Origin of the sequence: Craterilacuibacter sp. (genome assembly GCF_051659485.1) — a bacterium.
Classification (GTDB): domain Bacteria; phylum Pseudomonadota; class Gammaproteobacteria; order Burkholderiales; family Chromobacteriaceae; genus Craterilacuibacter.
The window spans coordinates 1-16192 of record NZ_JBOFOO010000031.1; the positions used below are offsets into that span (position 1 = coordinate 1).

Genomic DNA, 16192 nt, shown 5'->3' on the forward strand with positions numbered 1-16192 from the left:
TAAGAACTACAAGTCGGGTTCGGCCGAAGATGCAGCCTTTTTGATGAGCAATGCCGATAGCGTGATTATCGTGCCGGGCTATGGTCTGGCCGTATCGCGTGCCCAGCATGCGCTGCAGGAGTTTGCCAATCTTTTGACCGAAAAAGGCGTGAATGTGCGTTACGCCATTCATCCGGTTGCCGGCCGTATGCCGGGGCATATGAACGTGCTGTTGGCCGAAGCCGAAGTGCCATACGAGCAGGTGCAGGAGATGGAGGAGATCAACTCCGACTTCGCCAATACCGATGTGGTACTGGTGATCGGTGCCAACGACGTGGTCAACCCGGCCGCGCTGAAGGACAAGGCCAGCCCGATCTACGGCATGCCTATTCTGGAAGCACACAAGGCGCGCACCGTGATCGTGGTCAAGCGTTCGATGAATGCGGGCTATGCCGGTCTCGACAACGAGCTCTTTTACATGGACAAGACCATGATGGTGTTTGGCGATGCCAAAAAAGTCGTGGAAGGTCTGGTCAAGGGTATCGAGCACTAAGCCCGTCTGAGCAATATTTGTGAACAAAAGCCCGTCGCCATGCGACGGGCTTTTCGTTTATGCTGCGAGCCATTCCTATCTATATTGAACAATTTGGTGTCCAGCCCGCTGGCAGGCACAACAGGAGACTGTATGACCCGCAATACGCTTATCGCCCTGACCGCTATGGCGGCCCTTTCCGCTTGCGCAAACCAAGCCCCCTTATCCGGCCAATGGCAGGCCGGCAGCGGCGAAGGCAAGACCTCGCTGTTGCTCAAGGACGGTAATTTGTCGGCAACGGCAGGCTGCAATCGTCTGTTTGGCCCGGCTGAAGTCAAGGATGGCCGCCTGCTGGTGGGTAATCTCGCCAGTACCATGATGATGTGCCCGCCGGAATTGATGCAGAAGGAAGACGCACTGAAAAAGCTGCTGGCGAGCAAGCCGCAAGTCGAGGTTAAGGACGGCAAGCTGCTGCTCAAGGGCGACAGCCAGAGCCTGGTTCTGGAGGCCGCGCCATCGCTGGAGGGCGGCAAGACCCGTTTTATCTACGTGATGGGCGAGACCAAGCCTTGCATGGGCGTTGCGCCGATGCAGTGCCTGCAGGTGCGTGAAGACAAGGCGCAGCCGTGGCAGAACCATTTTGGCCAGATCGAAGGCTTTAAAGCGGAGCCGGGCCTGAACTACCGTCTGCGCATCAAAGAGTTCGACATCGCCAACCCGCCAGCCGATGCGCCGTCCAAGCGCTGGGTGCTGGACATGGTGGTCGAGTCCGAGGTGGTCAAGCCTTAATTGCGCTAACTCGGGGCCCGGGATCAGTGGTTTAGGGCGCAAAGTGCCCTAAACCACACCGCAGCACAAGATCAGTCCCTAGCGCGAGCCGATTCCACAACGACCTGCTCTCTGGCAGCAAGGACAGGTTCTTCCGTCATCTGTTCAGCCCGCCACCATTCATGAAGCAGTGAGCCCCGGCTTTCCCGCGTCAGCCTGGCTTGTTGCCAGACCGATTGTGCAACGGTTCATTCACCTTGCTGCCCCTACTCTGTATCCACCCATTTTTCACACCATTTCGCCATGCCGGTCTTGCGGTCATGAGTGTCATCTTTCAATCCGTGTTTGTCGGCGCGATGCCGGGTGCCATTCCTGATTGAAAAATGCGGTGATGGAGCGATAAGTTTCCGCTGTATGGGGCTGTGGTGTAGCCGCTGCAGTGCGACATGCTAATGGGTGAGTAATCAGCAATGACTTGCATAGAATTGTATTTGAGGTGTATTTATGCATTGTGATTGTTAAGCAGTTTCTGTCAGGGGAGCGTCATGGTCAAGCAGGGGCAGTGGAAGCGGTTGAGTACTCGTATCACCTTGGTTGCCGGTGTGGCCATTTTTATCGGCTTTTCGGTGATGATCGCGCTGATCAGTACTTTCAGTTACCAGTCGACATTGGAGCAGGGGCAGGCAGTGGCGCGCGAGCAGTCGGCCGCCTTTGCCGATGATGTCAGCAGTAAGCTCGAGCAGGGCATGACGGTGACCGGGCAACTGGCCAACACCGTAGCCGGCATCCGCAAGGTGGTTACGCCCGACCGCAAGCAGATGACGGCGGTGCTGATCGAGACCCTCAAGCGGCAACCCGATGCGATTGGTGTGTGGATGGTCTGGGAGCCGAATGCGTTCGATGGCAACGATGCTGCTTTCCGTTTTGACTGGCCACAGCATGACCCGACTGGGCGCTTTACGCCCTATGTGGTGCGTTCCGGCGGGCAGATCAAGATGGATGTGATGACTCCTGTCGATGAGATCAAGACATTCGAACAGTTCCGCGCCAACCCCGAGACGTATCAGCCGTTTTATGAAAAGTCTCCCGACGGCGACTTCTACCTGCAGCCTAAAAAGCGCAAGCAGGATACGCTAACCGAGCCGTTTTTCTACTCGGTCGATGGCCAGCAGGTGCTGGAAAGTTCACTGGTGACGGCCGTCGTGGATGATGCTGGGCGTTTTCTCGGAGTGGTGGGGATCGACCTCGCCTTGTCCGACCTGCAAAAAGAATTCGGAGCGGTTCGTATCCACGATAGTGGTTATTTGACTGTGCTATCCGAGGGCGGGTTATACGTTGTCAGTCAGGATGCGCAGCAACTGGGCAAACCTGTGGCTAGCGGAAGTGTGCTGGCGGCGCATCTGGCCAAGGTGAAGCAAGGCGCGGCATTCAGCTATGAGGAGGGGGCATTCACTCACTTCTACCAGCCGATTTCCATCGGCAAGACCGGTCAGTTCTGGTCGGTTGGCGTCAGCATTCCGACCGCGGCGATCACGGAGGCCGCTGTCACGCAGCGTAATCTGGCAATCCTGATCGGTGGCGTGGCACTACTGGTGATTATTACCCTGCTGGCGTGGCTGGTTCGCCGGCAAACGGCCGCGCTGAATGTGCTGGCTGACTCGATGGAGCAACTGGCGTCGGGCAAGGGCGATCTGACCGCCCGCATCGAAGTGAGTAATCGCGACGAGATCGGCCGCACCGCCGATGCATTCAACCGCTTTCTCGCCAGCCTGCGCGACATGTTCATCGAGGTGCGGGAGCAAAGCCTAGCGGTCAGTACCGGGACGCGGCAAATCAGCGAGGCGGTCGAGCGGGTGGAGCAGGCTTCCACCTCGCAGTCGGATGCCGCTAGTGCGACTGCGGCGAGTGTCGAGCAGGTGACGGTCAGCGTGCAGCAGATTGCGCAGATCAGCGCCGACGCAGAACAGCTCGCCGAGGAGAACGGTCAACTGAGCCGTTCCAGTGTCGATGCCGTCAGCCGGGTGAGTGCGGAGGTCTCGCAAGTCAACCAGACCATGCAAAGCTTGAGTGAGCGCATGGATGAGCTGGGGCAGCGCTCGCAGGAGGTCAGTACCATCGTGCGGGTGATTCAGGATATTGCCGACCAGACCAATCTATTGGCCTTGAATGCTGCGATCGAGGCGGCGCGTGCCGGAGAGTCCGGTCGCGGCTTTGCCGTAGTCGCCGATGAGGTGCGTAACCTGGCTGGCCGCACCGCCAGTGCCACGGTCGAGATTGCGCGCATTGTCAGCGCCATCGGCAAGGAAACCCGGGACGCGGTTGCTGATGTCGAACTGACCCGTAGTCAGGTGTCCAACTCGGTGGCGATTGCCGGCGAAGCCAATCAGGCCATTCTCGATATCTCGGCGCGTAATGGACAGCTGCTTGGCCGGGTGGGGGAGATTGCAGCCTCTACCCGCGAACAGTCGTCTGCCAGCTCTGAGATTGCGCGTAATGTCGAACAGATCAGCAGCATGGCGCAGTCAAATAGCGAGATTGTGATCGAGGTGGGTGGGGCATTGGACGAATTGCGTGAAATGGCCGGGCGTCTGGAGACCATGGTGGGCTCGTTCAAGGTTTGATGTGCCGCCCGGGGCAAGGGAAGCCCCGGGCGATCCAGCAATGCCCTACCAAGAAGCCGCGATGGCTGGCAGTATCTGCGGCCAGCGCGCCAGGCGGTGGTCGTCGCCGTTCAGTACCGTCATCCGGCAGCCGGCGTAATGCCGTGCCGCCTCGCGCCAGTCCAGTATCTTGTCGTGTGACCCCTGTACCAGCCAGTAGTATGCCGGCGTAGGCGCCGCCACAAACATTTGTTGCAATGCCTGGCGGTCGGTCTCTCCCAGCGTGAAACACTCGCCGTGATACGGGTTTTCATGCACGCCGCCGAATACGCCGAAATGCTCGAAGGGTCGTACTGACGGATTGATCAGCACCGCCCTGAGCCCGAAGCGCTCGGCCAGCGCCGTGGCGTAAAAGCCGCCCAGAGAGCTGCCTATCAATAACGGTTTTTCCGGCAGGCGGGTGATCAACTGGGCGGCCTGCGCCAGCGCCTGTGCCGGGTAGGGCGACAGCGCCGGGCAGTGCAGGGTGATATCCGGATGCCGTTTTGCCAGATAGTCGCGGGTTTCGCAGGCTTTTAGCGAGCCGGGGCCGGATTTGAAGCCGTGCAGATAGAGCCAGTGGGGCATGCTGCCTTCCTTGCAGGCCGTTTTGGCCTGATAATCAAATGTTCTAAGCCGGCCTGTCTGATGCACTAATCATGATGATAAGATAGTCGCTTATAAAAACGACGACCGATAGCGCAGCCATCATGAGAACAATCCATACCGACCATCCCGCCTATCAGGCACTCGCCAACCGCATCCTGATTCTCGATGGCGGCATGGGAACCATGATCCAGCGCCATACTCTGGAAGAGGCCGATTACCGCGGCGTGCGTTTTGCCGGCTGGGCCAGCGACGTCAAGGGTAACAACGACCTGTTGGTACTGACCCAGCCCGCCATTATTTCCGCCATCCATCAGGCTTACCTTGATGCTGGTGCCGATATTATCGAAACCAATACCTTCAACGCTACTTCCATCGCCATGGCCGATTACGGCATGGAGTCGCTGGTGTGGGAGATCAACCGCGAAGCGGCGCGCCTGGTGCGCGAGCTATGCGATGTCCAGACGGCAAAAAACCCGGCCAAGCCGCGTTTCTGCGCCGGCGTGTTGGGGCCGACCAACCGCACCTGTTCGATCAGCCCAGACGTCAACGATCCGGGCTACCGCAATGTCAGCTTCGACGAGTTGGTGGTGTCGTATACCGAGGCGATTGATGGCCTGATTGCCGGCGGCGCGCACTTTTTGCTGGTCGAGACCATCTTCGACACCCTGAATGCCAAGGCAGCGGTGTTCGCCATCCACCGTTATTTCGATACCCGCCCGGATGTGGTGCGTCTGCCTATCATGGTTTCGGGCACCATCACCGACCAGTCGGGGCGTACGCTGACCGGACAGACCACCGAGGCTTTTTACAACAGCCTCTCCCACGCCGAGGCGATGAGCTATGGCCTTAACTGCGCGCTGGGGCCGGATCTGTTGCGCCCCTATGTGGAAGAAATAGCACGCATTTCGGCCAGCTTCGTGTCGGTACACGCCAACGCCGGGCTGCCCAATGCCTTTGGCGGCTACGATTTGTCCCCTGCCGAGATGGGGCAAGCGGTGCGCGAATGGGCCGAATCCGGCCTGATCAATATCGTCGGCGGCTGTTGCGGCACCACCCCCGAGCATATCGCGGCTATTGCGCAGGCGGTGGACGGTGTCGCCCCGCGTCCGCTGCCGGTGATCGAAGCCAAGTGCCGGCTGTCCGGCCTCGAGCCGTTCAATATCGGCGATCACGACCTGTTCGTGAACGTCGGCGAGCGCACCAACGTCACCGGCTCCAAGGCCTTTGCCAAGCTGATTCTCAACGGCGACTACGCGACCGCCCTGGATGTGGCGCGGCAGCAGGTGGTCAACGGCGCACAGATCATCGACATCAATATGGACGAGGGCATGCTGGATGCGCACGCGGCCATGGTGCGCTTTCTCAACCTGATCGCTGCCGAGCCCGATATCGCGCGCGTACCCATCATGATCGACAGTTCCAAGTGGGAGGTGATCGAGGCCGGGCTCAAGTGCATACAGGGCAAGGGCATCGTCAACTCGATCTCGATGAAGGAGGGCGTGGAAAAATTTGCAGAGCAGGCACGCCTGCTGCGCCGTTACGGCGCGGCGGTGATCGTGATGGCCTTCGACGAGCAGGGTCAGGCCGATACCTATGCACGCAAGATCGAGATCTGCGAGAAGAGCTACCGCATTCTGGTCGACGAGGTGGGCTTCCCGCCGGAAGACATTATCTTCGACCCCAATATTTTCGCCGTCGCTACCGGCATCGAGGAGCACACCCGCTATGGCCTCGACTTTATCGAGGCCACCGGCTGGATCAAGCAGCATCTGCCGCATGCCAAAATTTCCGGCGGCGTCTCCAATGTCTCCTTCAGCTTCCGCGGCAATAACAAGGTGCGCGAGGCGATCCACGCGGTGTTCCTGTATCACGCCATCCAAAAAGGCATGACCATGGGCATCGTCAACGCCGGCGCCCTGGAGGTGTACGACGAGGTGGATGCTGTCCTGCGCCAGCGTATCGAGGATGTGGTGCTGATGCGCGGCGCGGATATGGTAGCGGTCACCGAGGCACTGATTGCGCTGGCGGAAAGCTTCCGTGGCGATGCCAAGGTCGGCAAGGGTGAAGATCTGGCGTGGCGCGAACAGCCGGTGGAAAAGCGCCTCGAACACGCGCTGATCAAGGGCATTACCACTTATATCGTTGAGGACACCGAAGAAGTCAGGCTTAAATGCGCACGCCCGATCCATGTGATCGAAGGCCCGCTAATGGACGGCATGAACGTGGTCGGCGATCTGTTCGGCGCCGGCAAGATGTTTTTGCCGCAGGTAGTGAAGTCGGCACGGGTGATGAAGGCGGCGGTGGCGCATCTCGAACCGTTTATCGACGAAGAAAAGATACGCATGGGGCTGGCCGATGCGCCGGCCAAGGGCGTGATCGTGATGGCGACGGTCAAGGGCGACGTGCACGATATCGGCAAGAACATCGTTGGCGTGGTGCTGCGTTGTAACAACTATCAGGTAATCGACCTCGGCGTAATGGTGTCGTGCCAGAAGATACTCGACACCGCACGCGAGATAGGCGCCGACATTATCGGCCTGTCCGGCCTGATTACGCCGAGTTTGGAAGAAATGAGCCATGTGGCCAAAGAGATGCAGCGTCAGGGCTTTACCATTCCGCTGTTGATCGGGGGCGCCACCACCAGCCGTGTCCATACCGCGGTCAAGATCGCGCCGCATTATCAGGGGCCGGTGGTGTATGTGGCCGACGCCAGCCGCGCGGTAGGGGTGTGTTCCAATCTGTTGTCCGACACGCTATGTGACGATTTTGTCGCCGGCGTAGCGGCTGATTATGCCAAGGCGCGCGCCATTCACGAAGGGCGCGGCGAAGCCAAATTACTGCCGCTGAGCGAGGCGCGTGCCCATGGCTTCAAGGCCGATTGGGACAGCTATACTCCGCCGGTGCCGCAGTGGCTGGGTGTGCGTCGCTTCGAACACTATCCGCTCACCGAGATTGCACGTTATATCGACTGGACACCGTTCTTCCAGAGCTGGGAGCTGGCCGGCCGCTATCCGGCCATTCTGGAGGACGAGGTGGTGGGCGAGTCGGCACGCAGCCTGTTTGCCGATGCCCAGACCATGCTGGCGCAGATCATAGATGGCAACTGGCTGTCCGCCAATGCCGTGCTCGGCCTGTTCCCGGCGGCAAGCGTCAATCACGATGATATCGAGATCTACGACCCGCAGTCCGGCGCGCCGCGCATGACCTGGGTAGGCTTGCGCCAGCAGCTGGTCAAGACCGATAAAGAGGGTAAGGGCAATCCGGACTGGGCGCTGGCCGACTTCATTGTTCCACGTGAAACCGGCAAGGCCGATTATATCGGCGCCTTCGCCGTCACTGCCGGTATCGGCATTGATGCACACGTAGCGCGTTTCGAGGCGGCCAACGACGACTACTCGGCCATCCTGCTCAAGGCGCTGGCCGACCGTCTGGCCGAGGCCTTCGCCGAGCTGATGCACCACCGTGTGCGCACCGAGTTCTGGGGCTATGCCGCTGACGAGGATCTGGCCAACGAAGCACTGATAGACGAGGGTTACCGGGGTATACGCCCGGCGCCGGGCTATCCGGCGTGCCCGGATCATACGGTGAAAAAGGCGCTATTCGACTTGCTGGATGTACCGGCTATCGGCATGAGCCTGACCGAAAGCTACGCCATGCTGCCGACGGCTGCCGTGTCCGGCTTCTATTTCAGCCATCCGGATAGCCGTTATTTCGGCATCGGCAAAATCAGCCGCGATCAGGTCGCCGATTACGCCGAGCGCCGTGGCGTCAGCGTCGGGCAGGCCGAGCGCGACCTCGCACCCAATCTGGGATATAACCCCTAAATCATCAGGCCGGCAGGGCGCACGCCCTGCCACTATTCAGCCTGCAATCTGCCTTAGCCAGTTTTCCGCACCTTCCACCCCCATGCTGCCCGCTGCCGCCAGCCCCCACCACATGGCTGCGGTGCTGGCGGCACCCAGCAGCGTCATGCCGTAGCCGGCGGCCAGTAGCGCGCCGTCGCGCACGCGCAGCCCCAGCGTCAGCAGTACGATGGCGGCGGCCGGGATCACATTATCGAAACTCACCATCGGCACCGGAGTCAGCAGCGCGAGCCCGGCTACTGCCAGCATCAGCGTATTGCCGGCGCGCATGCGGCTGCCCGATAGCGCCCGCCAGCGCGGGCGCGAGATATGGGGCAGCCAGCCGAACAGCTTGGCCTGCAGTCTGTCCATGCCGCGCACCAGTGCATCCGGCAGGCTGCGCTCGGCGATAAAGGCGGGCAGGGTGAGCGGGCGCTGGCGCAGATGGGCCCACGCCAGCGCGACGGTAATGAGGCCCAAGGTGGTGGACATGCCGGGCAGCGCGAGCGGAATCAGCATCGGCAGCGCCAACAGGGCGACGCGGTCCAGCTGCTGGCGCGGATGACGTCCCAGCGCATCCGCGACACATTGGCCGGAAGCGGGGGCAGGCAAAGCCAGAATGCGCGGCCATAGCGCAGAGTTGCGGGTTTTTGGCATCAGTATGCATCACCATAAGCAGGATGGAGAACAGAGCCTGTGATTAGCGCTAAGTTCCCCTTTGGCATTTTATTCATGAATCATTCGGTGTCATTGCCTGTCAGTCCGGCCCCTTATTCGCCGGGGCGGTTTGTGCCAGATCAAGCAAGCTAGTATTTAGCGGCGGGCTCGGGCTGACCTTCGAGCGTCAGGCATGTTATGCTTTAAACATAGAAAAAACGATAAATCCGCAACCTGCACTGATCAAGGAGTGACCATGTTTCCAGAATACCGCGAACTGATTTCCAAGCTGAAAACCGAAGACGCCCACTTTTCCCGTTTGTTTGACGAGCACAATGAACTGGACCAGAAAATCAAAAATATTGAAGCCAATATTGCGCTGGCTAGCAGCGCCGAGCTGGAAAACCTGAAGAAGGAAAAACTGCAGCTGAAGGATGCTTTGCATGTCATCCTGACCAAAGCTTCCTGAGCTGTGAAGCCCTGAAAAACCCGCCAGCGGCGGGTTTTTTGTTGATCACCTGCCATTGGGCGGTGCCGCTTAGGCGGAGGCCTGCAAGTTTTCGTCTTCTCCCGCTTCTTCTCCCAGAAAACCGCCGCTCTGGTGTGCCCACAGCCGTGCATACAGACCATGCTGTGCCAGCAGCTGGCTATGGCTGCCCTGTTCCACAATCTGCCCCTTGTCCAGCACGATCAGTCTGTCCATCGCCGCGATGGTCGATAAACGGTGGGCAATAGCGACCACAGTTTTGCCTTCCATCAAGCGGTACAAGCTGGTCTGGATGGCGGCTTCCACTTCGCTGTCCAGCGCGCTGGTTGCTTCATCCAGCAACAGGATGGGTGCGTCTTTCAGCATGACCCGGGCGATGGCGATGCGCTGGCGCTGTCCGCCGGATAGTTTGACCCCGCGCTCGCCGACATGGGCATCGTAGCCGCTACGCTGCTTGGGGTCGCTCAGGCTCTGGATAAAGTCGTGTGCTTCGGCGCGGCGTGCAGCGGCCATCATGTCTTTATCGTCGGCATCCGGCCGGCCGTACAGCAGGTTGTCGCGTACCGAGCGGTGCAGCAGTGAAGTATCCTGCGTCACCATGCCGACTTGTGCCCGCAGACTGTCCTGGGTGACATCACGGATGTCTTGCCCATCAATCAGGATGCGGCCCTGCTCTACGTCGTAAAAGCGCAGCAGCAGGTTGACGATGGTGGACTTGCCGGCACCGCTGCGTCCGACCAGGCCGATCTTTTCACCCGGGCGTATGTTCAGGCTCAGCTTGTCCAGCACCTTGCGCTCGCCGCCATAGGCAAAGCCGACGTCCTCGAAACGCACTTCGCCACGGCTGACCTTTAAGGCGGGGGCATCGCGGCGGTCGGAGATGGCGATAGGCCGTGCCAGGGTATTGATGCCGTCCTGCACCGTACCGATGTGTTCGAACAGGCTGGACATCTCCCACATGATCCAGTGCGAGATGCCGTTCAGGCGTAGCGCCATGGCGGTTGCGGCGGCGACTGCGCCGATGCCGACATCGCCTGTGGTCCATAACCATAGCGAGACACCGGCAGTGCTGGCGATCAGCAGCATACTGCTCAGATGGTTGATGACTTCAAAGCCGCTGACCAAGCGCATCTGTCCGTGCACGGTGACCATGAACTCCTGCATGGCGCTTTTGGCAAAACCGGCCTCGCGCTGGGCATGGCTGAACAGTTTGACGGTAGCGATATTGGTGTAGGCATCGGTAATGCGGCCGGCCATCAGGCTGCGCGCATCGGCCTGCAAGCTGGCGGCCTTGCCCAGACGCGGCACGAAAAAGGCCAGTGTGGCGATATACAGCAATAGCCAGCCCAGAAAGGGCAGTAGCAGGATCAGGTCAAAGCTGCCGACGACGGCCGTCATGGTGATGAAGTAGATCACCACAAATACCATGATGTCGCATACGATCATCACCGTGTCGCGTACCGCCAGCGCAGTCTGCATCACCTTGGCCGAGACACGGCCGGAGAATTCGTCCTGATAGAAGCTCATGCTCTGCGCGAGCAGATGCCGGTGGTAGTTCCAGCGCAGCCGCATCGGAAAATTGCCGAATAGCCCCTGATATTTGCACATGGCTTGCAGGGCGACCAGGAGCGGGCTGGCCATCAGGATGGCGAACAGCAGCAGCAGTTTGCTGCTTTCCTGTTGCCACAGGGTGGCGGGGCTGGCATGACTCAACCAGTCGACAATCGAGCCCAGCATCGAAAACAGTAGCGCCTCGAATGCGCCTATGGCCGAGGTCAGTACGATCATGCCGGCGATCAGGCCACGCATGCCGGCAGTCGCCGACCACACAAAGGGGAAAAAGCCCCTGGGCGGTTGTGCCGCCGGGGCATCAGGATAGGGGTTGACCCGTTTTTCAAACCAGCTAAGCAAGACAGTCTCCATTTCAGTGCCACCGCGAGGTGATCGGTCTGATTATATAGAGGCTGTGTTTTTATGCTGGTGTTGTCATGGCGTTCTACTATGCCGTAAGCTGGAAACGGATCAGCCAGAATGTGTCTTGCCCCGGGTAGATTTCGGCAATCACGTCACGCAGTTCAGCTAGGCTCATGTTTTCTTGCTGCGCGTGCTCTGCATTGAAGTCGGTCAGCGCCAGCGGGCTGATCTCCAGCACCCGCAGTTGGCAGAACCAGCGGTCGTCTTCAAAGGTATGTACTTCCAGCAGTTCGCCAGGCTTAGGCCAGGATTCGCTGTCGTCCCGGATGGTAATGGTTTTACGCCCGGCTAGAATGTCGGGAATAAAGCGGGAAAAAAAGGTAAATTTACGGTTCATGATCGTTGCCTTGGCGGGTGTCCGGAGCCGGTATCGCCGGCAGCGCAGCATGGCCCGGACCAAACAAAACCGGCATAGTACCCCGCTTGACCCTGTCGCAGAGTACAATGCCGCGCCACCCGAAAGGAAGATGACGTCCGCGCCACTCTCCAGCCGGCCCGATTATCCTTTTAAGGGAGCTTGCATGCATACCGAACTGAATGAACTATTACAACGCGCCAGCGCACAGCGCACCGAGTTGGTTGAACGACTGACTGCCGAAGGCACCAATACCTGGCGTTTGTTTCACGGCAGCGTCGAAGGCCGCCCGGGCCTGACCATCGATCGTTATGGCGACCTGGTGCTGATCCAGACTTTCCATACGCCGCTGGCCGAAGGCGAGCAGGAAGCCATCGCCGACTTCTACCGTGCCGATATCCCGAACCTGGTGACGGTTTATAACGACCGCAGCGCCGGCAATTCGCGCGTCGCCAACGAACTGGGTGGTGCCGCACGGGCTGAAGCCGAAGCGGCACACGTGGCGCGTGAAACCGGCGTCGATTACTACATTCAGGGCCGTCACGCCGGGCAAGACCCGTGGCTGTTTCTGGACTTGCGCGCAGGCCGTCGCCGCGTGATGGAGCTGGCTGCCGGCAAGACCGTACTCAATCTGTTTGCCTACACCTGTGGCGTGGGCCTGGCTGCAGCCAAGGCCGGTGCCAGCTTTGTGATGAACGTGGATTTTGCCGAATCCAGCCTGGCGGTCGGGCGTGCCAATGCCAAGCTCAACGCACTGCCTACCCGTCCGCGTTTCCTGCACAGCGATGCCTTTGCCGCATTGCGCCAGCTGGCGGGCATCGGTCAAGCCAAATTCGTGCGCGGTAAGCGTATGCCTCCGTTCCCGGAGCTGGAACCGCGTCAGTTTGATCTGGTATTCCTCGATCCGCCACGTTATGCCAAGAGCCCGTTCGGTGTGGTTGATCTGGTTAATGATTATTCGGCACTGTTCAAGCCTGCGCTGCTGGCGACTGCCGAAGGCGGTACCTTGATCTGCTGCAATAACGTAGCCAAGGTCGATCGTGATGTCTGGCTGGATCAGCTGCAGCGCAGTGCCGCCAAAGCCGGTCGCCCGATTCGTGCCGCACAGTGGATAGAGCCTGAAGCCGACTTCCCGAGCAGCGATGGCAATCCACCTTTGAAGATGGTGCAGTTGTCGGTCTGATTTTTAGTATTTGTGCCGGGCTTGCGAGCCCGGCTTTTCTTTTTGTCTGTATCCATGTCCGAACTGAAATACCTGCAGCAATACGCGCCCACCCTGCTTGAGCGCGTCAAGACCCTGATCGACGCCGGTACGCTGGGCGAGGTCATCAGCCGTAAATATCCCGAACGCCACCACATCCAGACCGACAAGGCGCTCTATCAGTACGTGTGCGAGCTTAAGCAGCGCTATCTGAAAAGTACGCCGCCACTCGCCAAGGTGCTGTTCGATAACCAGATGGATCTGGTGCGCGGCACGCTGGGGACGCAGACCCAGATTTCGCGGGTGCAGGGCAAGCGCTTGAAGAGCAAGAACGAGGTACGCATTGCCGCACTATTTCGTGATGCGCCCGAGGCTTTTCTGCGCATGATAGTGGTGCATGAGCTGGCTCACCTGAAGGAAAAACAGCACGACAAGGCGTTTTATAAACTGTGCTGCCATATGGAGCCGGATTATCACCAGCTGGAGTTCGATATGCGCTTGTGGCTAACCTGGCGCGACATGCAAGCGGGTACTTGATGGATGCCCGGGCAACCACCACCTCCGCTGTTTTGCATGTGCAGCATCTGCGCCATCTGTGCGCCGGCAGAGGGGCTTTTGCTGAGGTCGGGGTCGTATTGTCTGATCAGCGCCATCCCCGCTCAGACGCATTACCCGCTTGCCGCTTGTCGCCGTGCTTGTAATTCGGGCATGCGCCAATATATAGATAGAGCTGTCGCAGTGACCGGGGCAGCTCTTTTTATCGGGAACCAATATGCAGCAGTTTGACGGAACCACCATTATTTCTGTCCGTCGCGGCGAGCGCGTAGCGCTTGGTGGCGACGGGCAAGTGACACTTGGCAATATCGTGATCAAGTCTACCGCGCGTAAAGTACGCCGCCTGTATCACGACAAGGTGCTGGCCGGTTTTGCCGGTGGCACCGCGGATGCCTTTACCCTATTCGAGCGTTTTGAAGCCAAGCTGGAAAAGCATCAGGGTCATCTGGTGCGCTCGGCTGTCGAGCTGGCCAAAGACTGGCGTACCGATCGCATGTTGCGCCGGCTGGAGGCGATGCTGATCGTCGCCGATCGCGAAAGCACTTTGATCATTACCGGCAACGGCGATGTACTGGAGCCGGAGCAGGGTATTGCCGCTATCGGCTCGGGAGGGGCTTTCGCCCAGTCTGCAGCCCGTGCCCTGTTCGAGAACACCGAACTCGATGCTGCCGTGGTGGTGAAGAAGTCGCTGGAGATTGCCGGCGATATCTGCATCTACACCAACCAGAATCATCTGATTGAAACCCTGGATTGAATAGCGTGAGCAGGCTGGCACGGCAATGTGCTGGCAGGCCGAACGGAGTTTCCATGACCACCATGACCCCGCAGGAAATCGTCCACGAGCTGGACAAGAACATTATCGGCCAGCATGCGGCCAAGCGTGCCGTTGCTATTGCCTTGCGCAACCGCTGGCGCCGCCAGCAAGTGGCCGAGCCGCTGCGCAGCGAAATCACCCCCAAGAACATCCTGATGATAGGGCCGACCGGCGTGGGTAAAACCGAAATTGCCCGTCGTCTGGCCCGTCTGGCCAATGCCCCCTTTATCAAGGTCGAGGCCACCAAGTTTACCGAAGTCGGTTATGTGGGCCGTGACGTCGATACCATCATCCGTGATCTGGTCGAGGTGGCATTGAAAGAAACGCGTGATAGCGCCATCAAGAAGAACCGCTATCGCGCCGAAGATGCCGCCGAGAATCGTATCCTTGATGTATTGCTGCCTGGCCCGCGTCAGGCACCGGGTTTCTTCACCGACGAGCCGGCGCCTGTGGCTGAAAAAACGGACGAGAATAGTACCCGGCAGAAATTCCGCAAAATGCTGCGCGAAGGCAAGCTGGACGAGAAAGAGATTGAAGTCGAGGTCGTTGCCGCTGCGCCCGCGATGAACATCATGGGGCCACCGGGGATGGAAGATTTTACCGGTCAGCTGCAGTCCATGTTTCAGGGCTTGGGTGCCGGCAAGAAAAAAGCCAGCAAGATGACTGTGGCCGAAGCGCGTCGTGTACTGATCGACGAGGAAGCGGCCAAGCTGGTTAATGAGGAAGAGTTGCGCAGCGAGGCACTCACCAATGTCGAGCAGAACGGCATCGTGTTTCTCGATGAAATCGACAAGGTGACCAGCCGTTCGGAAGGCAGCGGTGCCGATGTCTCGCGTGCAGGTGTACAGCGCGACCTGTTGCCGCTGGTCGAAGGCACGACCGTCACCACCAAGTACGGCATGGTCAAGACCGACCATATCCTGTTTATTGCGTCGGGTGCCTTCCATCTGTCCAAGCCATCGGACCTGATTCCCGAGTTGCAGGGGCGTTTCCCGATTCGCGTCGAGTTGTCTTCGCTTTCCGTGGAGGACTTCAATGCCATCCTGACCGGTACCGATGCCTGTCTGACGAGGCAGTATCAGGCGCTACTGGAAACGGAAGGTGTGGAGCTTGCATTTGTCGAGTCCGGCATCCGCCGCCTGGCCGAGATTGCCTGGCAGGTTAACGAGAAGACCGAGAATATCGGTGCGCGACGTTTGTATACGGTGATGGAGAAGCTATTGGAGGAAATTTCCTTTGATGCGAAGGCCGGTGTGTGCGAGATCGATGCGGCTTACGTTGATAGCAAGCTGGAAATGCTTGCGCAGCGCGAAGATCTGGCGCGTTATGTGCTCTGATTGAGCGCGTCTACATGCTTAATGTTTAAAAAGCCGCATTTCTGCGGCTTTTTATTTATCTTCTGGCTAAATACATGACTAGTTGGGCGTGAATTATATAAATTCAGCAGCCGAAATAGAGCTTAGTATTAATCTTGCTTGTTAATAACATGCTTTAACTATTTGATTTATCGTTTGTTTTTGTTTTGCGTGTTCAATAAATTGGTAATTGCTATAAGTTTTTTAAAGAATAAGCTTGACGCTAGTTGGCGGTAACTGTATATTTCGTTTCCTCAGCTGACGCCGCAAACGAAACAAGCGGATCGGCACTGCTCTTTAACAACACGAACAACCGATAGGTGTGAGTGCTTGGCGATGCCAAACACTCGCACTGCAAGAAGATTGGAAACGTAAAGTTTCTTTGAACTTGTGTGCCACAAGTACGAAATAGCATAGAGATTAAA

At 58.7% G+C, this 16192-nt stretch carries 13 protein-coding genes; 9 read left to right on the forward strand and 4 right to left on the reverse strand.

Annotated elements, in window-relative coordinates:
- The 3 genes from ACRC1E_RS00910 to ACRC1E_RS00920 all read left to right on the forward strand — a co-directional run.
- The coding region (locus tag ACRC1E_RS00910; protein ID WP_438513228.1) for an NAD(P)(+) transhydrogenase (Re/Si-specific) subunit beta at positions 1-532 on the forward strand (532 nt) is incomplete at its 5' end.
- A gap of 132 nt (positions 533-664) precedes the next feature.
- Positions 665-1300 carry a DUF4377 domain-containing protein gene (locus ACRC1E_RS00915; RefSeq protein WP_438513229.1) on the forward strand — a complete coding sequence of 212 codons (636 nt, stop codon included), beginning with the start codon at positions 665-667 and terminating at the stop codon, positions 1298-1300.
- Between the two features lie 551 nt (positions 1301-1851).
- On the forward strand, positions 1852-3900 hold the full coding sequence (locus tag ACRC1E_RS00920; RefSeq protein WP_438513230.1) for a methyl-accepting chemotaxis protein: 2049 nt from the start codon (positions 1852-1854) through the stop codon (positions 3898-3900).
- Between the two features lie 45 nt (positions 3901-3945).
- On the opposite strand, the gene ACRC1E_RS00925 is transcribed toward ACRC1E_RS00920, so the two are convergent.
- Positions 3946-4506: a YqiA/YcfP family alpha/beta fold hydrolase gene (locus ACRC1E_RS00925; protein ID WP_438513231.1), complete on the reverse strand. Its 561-nt coding sequence runs from the start codon at positions 4504-4506 to the stop codon at positions 3946-3948.
- A 122-nt stretch (positions 4507-4628) separates the two neighbouring features.
- On the opposite strand from ACRC1E_RS00925, the gene metH reads away from it, so the two are divergent.
- Positions 4629-8351 carry a methionine synthase gene (metH, locus tag ACRC1E_RS00930; protein ID WP_438513232.1) on the forward strand — a complete coding sequence of 1241 codons (3723 nt, stop codon included), beginning with the start codon at positions 4629-4631 and terminating at the stop codon, positions 8349-8351.
- Between the two features lie 36 nt (positions 8352-8387).
- On the opposite strand, the gene ACRC1E_RS00935 is transcribed toward metH, so the two are convergent.
- A complete protein-coding gene (locus ACRC1E_RS00935) occupies positions 8388-9026 on the reverse strand; it encodes an exopolysaccharide biosynthesis protein (RefSeq protein WP_438513233.1) in 639 nt (212 codons plus the stop codon).
- Between the two features lie 256 nt (positions 9027-9282).
- Between ACRC1E_RS00935 and ACRC1E_RS00940 the strand changes: the two genes are divergently transcribed.
- Positions 9283-9495 (forward strand): YdcH family protein, encoded by a 213-nt coding sequence (locus tag ACRC1E_RS00940; protein WP_438513234.1) that lies wholly within the window; start codon positions 9283-9285, stop codon positions 9493-9495.
- A gap of 69 nt (positions 9496-9564) precedes the next feature.
- On the opposite strand, the gene ACRC1E_RS00945 is transcribed toward ACRC1E_RS00940, so the two are convergent.
- Positions 9565-11424 (reverse strand): ABC transporter ATP-binding protein, encoded by a 1860-nt coding sequence (locus ACRC1E_RS00945; RefSeq protein WP_438513235.1) that lies wholly within the window; start codon positions 11422-11424, stop codon positions 9565-9567.
- An 88-nt stretch (positions 11425-11512) separates the two neighbouring features.
- Entirely contained in the window at positions 11513-11824 is a 312-nt protein-coding gene (yqfB, locus tag ACRC1E_RS00950; protein WP_438513236.1) for a N(4)-acetylcytidine aminohydrolase, read from the reverse strand.
- A 184-nt stretch (positions 11825-12008) separates the two neighbouring features.
- Here yqfB and ACRC1E_RS00955 point away from each other — a divergent pair, with 184 nt between their 5' ends.
- The 4 genes from ACRC1E_RS00955 to hslU all read left to right on the forward strand — a co-directional run bounded on the left by ACRC1E_RS00955 (position 12009) and on the right by hslU (position 15749).
- Positions 12009-13025, forward strand: a complete 1017-nt coding sequence (locus ACRC1E_RS00955) for a class I SAM-dependent rRNA methyltransferase (protein ID WP_438513237.1) — start codon at positions 12009-12011, stop codon at positions 13023-13025.
- 54 nt (positions 13026-13079) lie between these two features.
- Positions 13080-13580, forward strand: a complete 501-nt coding sequence (locus ACRC1E_RS00960; RefSeq protein ID WP_438513238.1) for a YgjP-like metallopeptidase domain-containing protein — start codon at positions 13080-13082, stop codon at positions 13578-13580.
- A gap of 235 nt (positions 13581-13815) precedes the next feature.
- Positions 13816-14352 (forward strand): ATP-dependent protease subunit HslV, encoded by a 537-nt coding sequence (hslV, locus tag ACRC1E_RS00965; protein WP_438513239.1) that lies wholly within the window; start codon positions 13816-13818, stop codon positions 14350-14352.
- 53 nt (positions 14353-14405) lie between these two features.
- Entirely contained in the window at positions 14406-15749 is a 1344-nt protein-coding gene (hslU, locus tag ACRC1E_RS00970; protein WP_438513240.1) for an ATP-dependent protease ATPase subunit HslU, read from the forward strand.
- The last annotated feature ends 443 nt before the right edge of the window (positions 15750-16192 follow it).

Bases quoted from the DNA above. Each gene is read 5' to 3' on its own strand.
- ACRC1E_RS00915 (WP_438513229.1), top strand. From the start codon at position 665: ATGACCCGCAATACGCTTATCGCCCTGACCGCTATGGCGGCCCTTTCC.
- ACRC1E_RS00925 (WP_438513231.1), bottom strand. From the start codon at position 4,506: ATGCCCCACTGGCTCTATCTGCACGGCTTCAAATCCGGCCCCGGCTCG.
- metH (WP_438513232.1), top strand. From the start codon at position 4,629: ATGAGAACAATCCATACCGACCATCCCGCCTATCAGGCACTCGCCAAC.
- ACRC1E_RS00935 (WP_438513233.1), bottom strand. From the start codon at position 9,026: ATGCCAAAAACCCGCAACTCTGCGCTATGGCCGCGCATTCTGGCTTTG.
- ACRC1E_RS00940 (WP_438513234.1), top strand. From the start codon at position 9,283: ATGTTTCCAGAATACCGCGAACTGATTTCCAAGCTGAAAACCGAAGAC.
- yqfB (WP_438513236.1), bottom strand. From the start codon at position 11,824: ATGAACCGTAAATTTACCTTTTTTTCCCGCTTTATTCCCGACATTCTA.
- ACRC1E_RS00955 (WP_438513237.1), top strand. From the start codon at position 12,009: ATGCATACCGAACTGAATGAACTATTACAACGCGCCAGCGCACAGCGC.
- ACRC1E_RS00960 (WP_438513238.1), top strand. From the start codon at position 13,080: ATGTCCGAACTGAAATACCTGCAGCAATACGCGCCCACCCTGCTTGAG.
- hslV (WP_438513239.1), top strand. From the start codon at position 13,816: ATGCAGCAGTTTGACGGAACCACCATTATTTCTGTCCGTCGCGGCGAG.
- hslU (WP_438513240.1), top strand. From the start codon at position 14,406: ATGACCACCATGACCCCGCAGGAAATCGTCCACGAGCTGGACAAGAAC.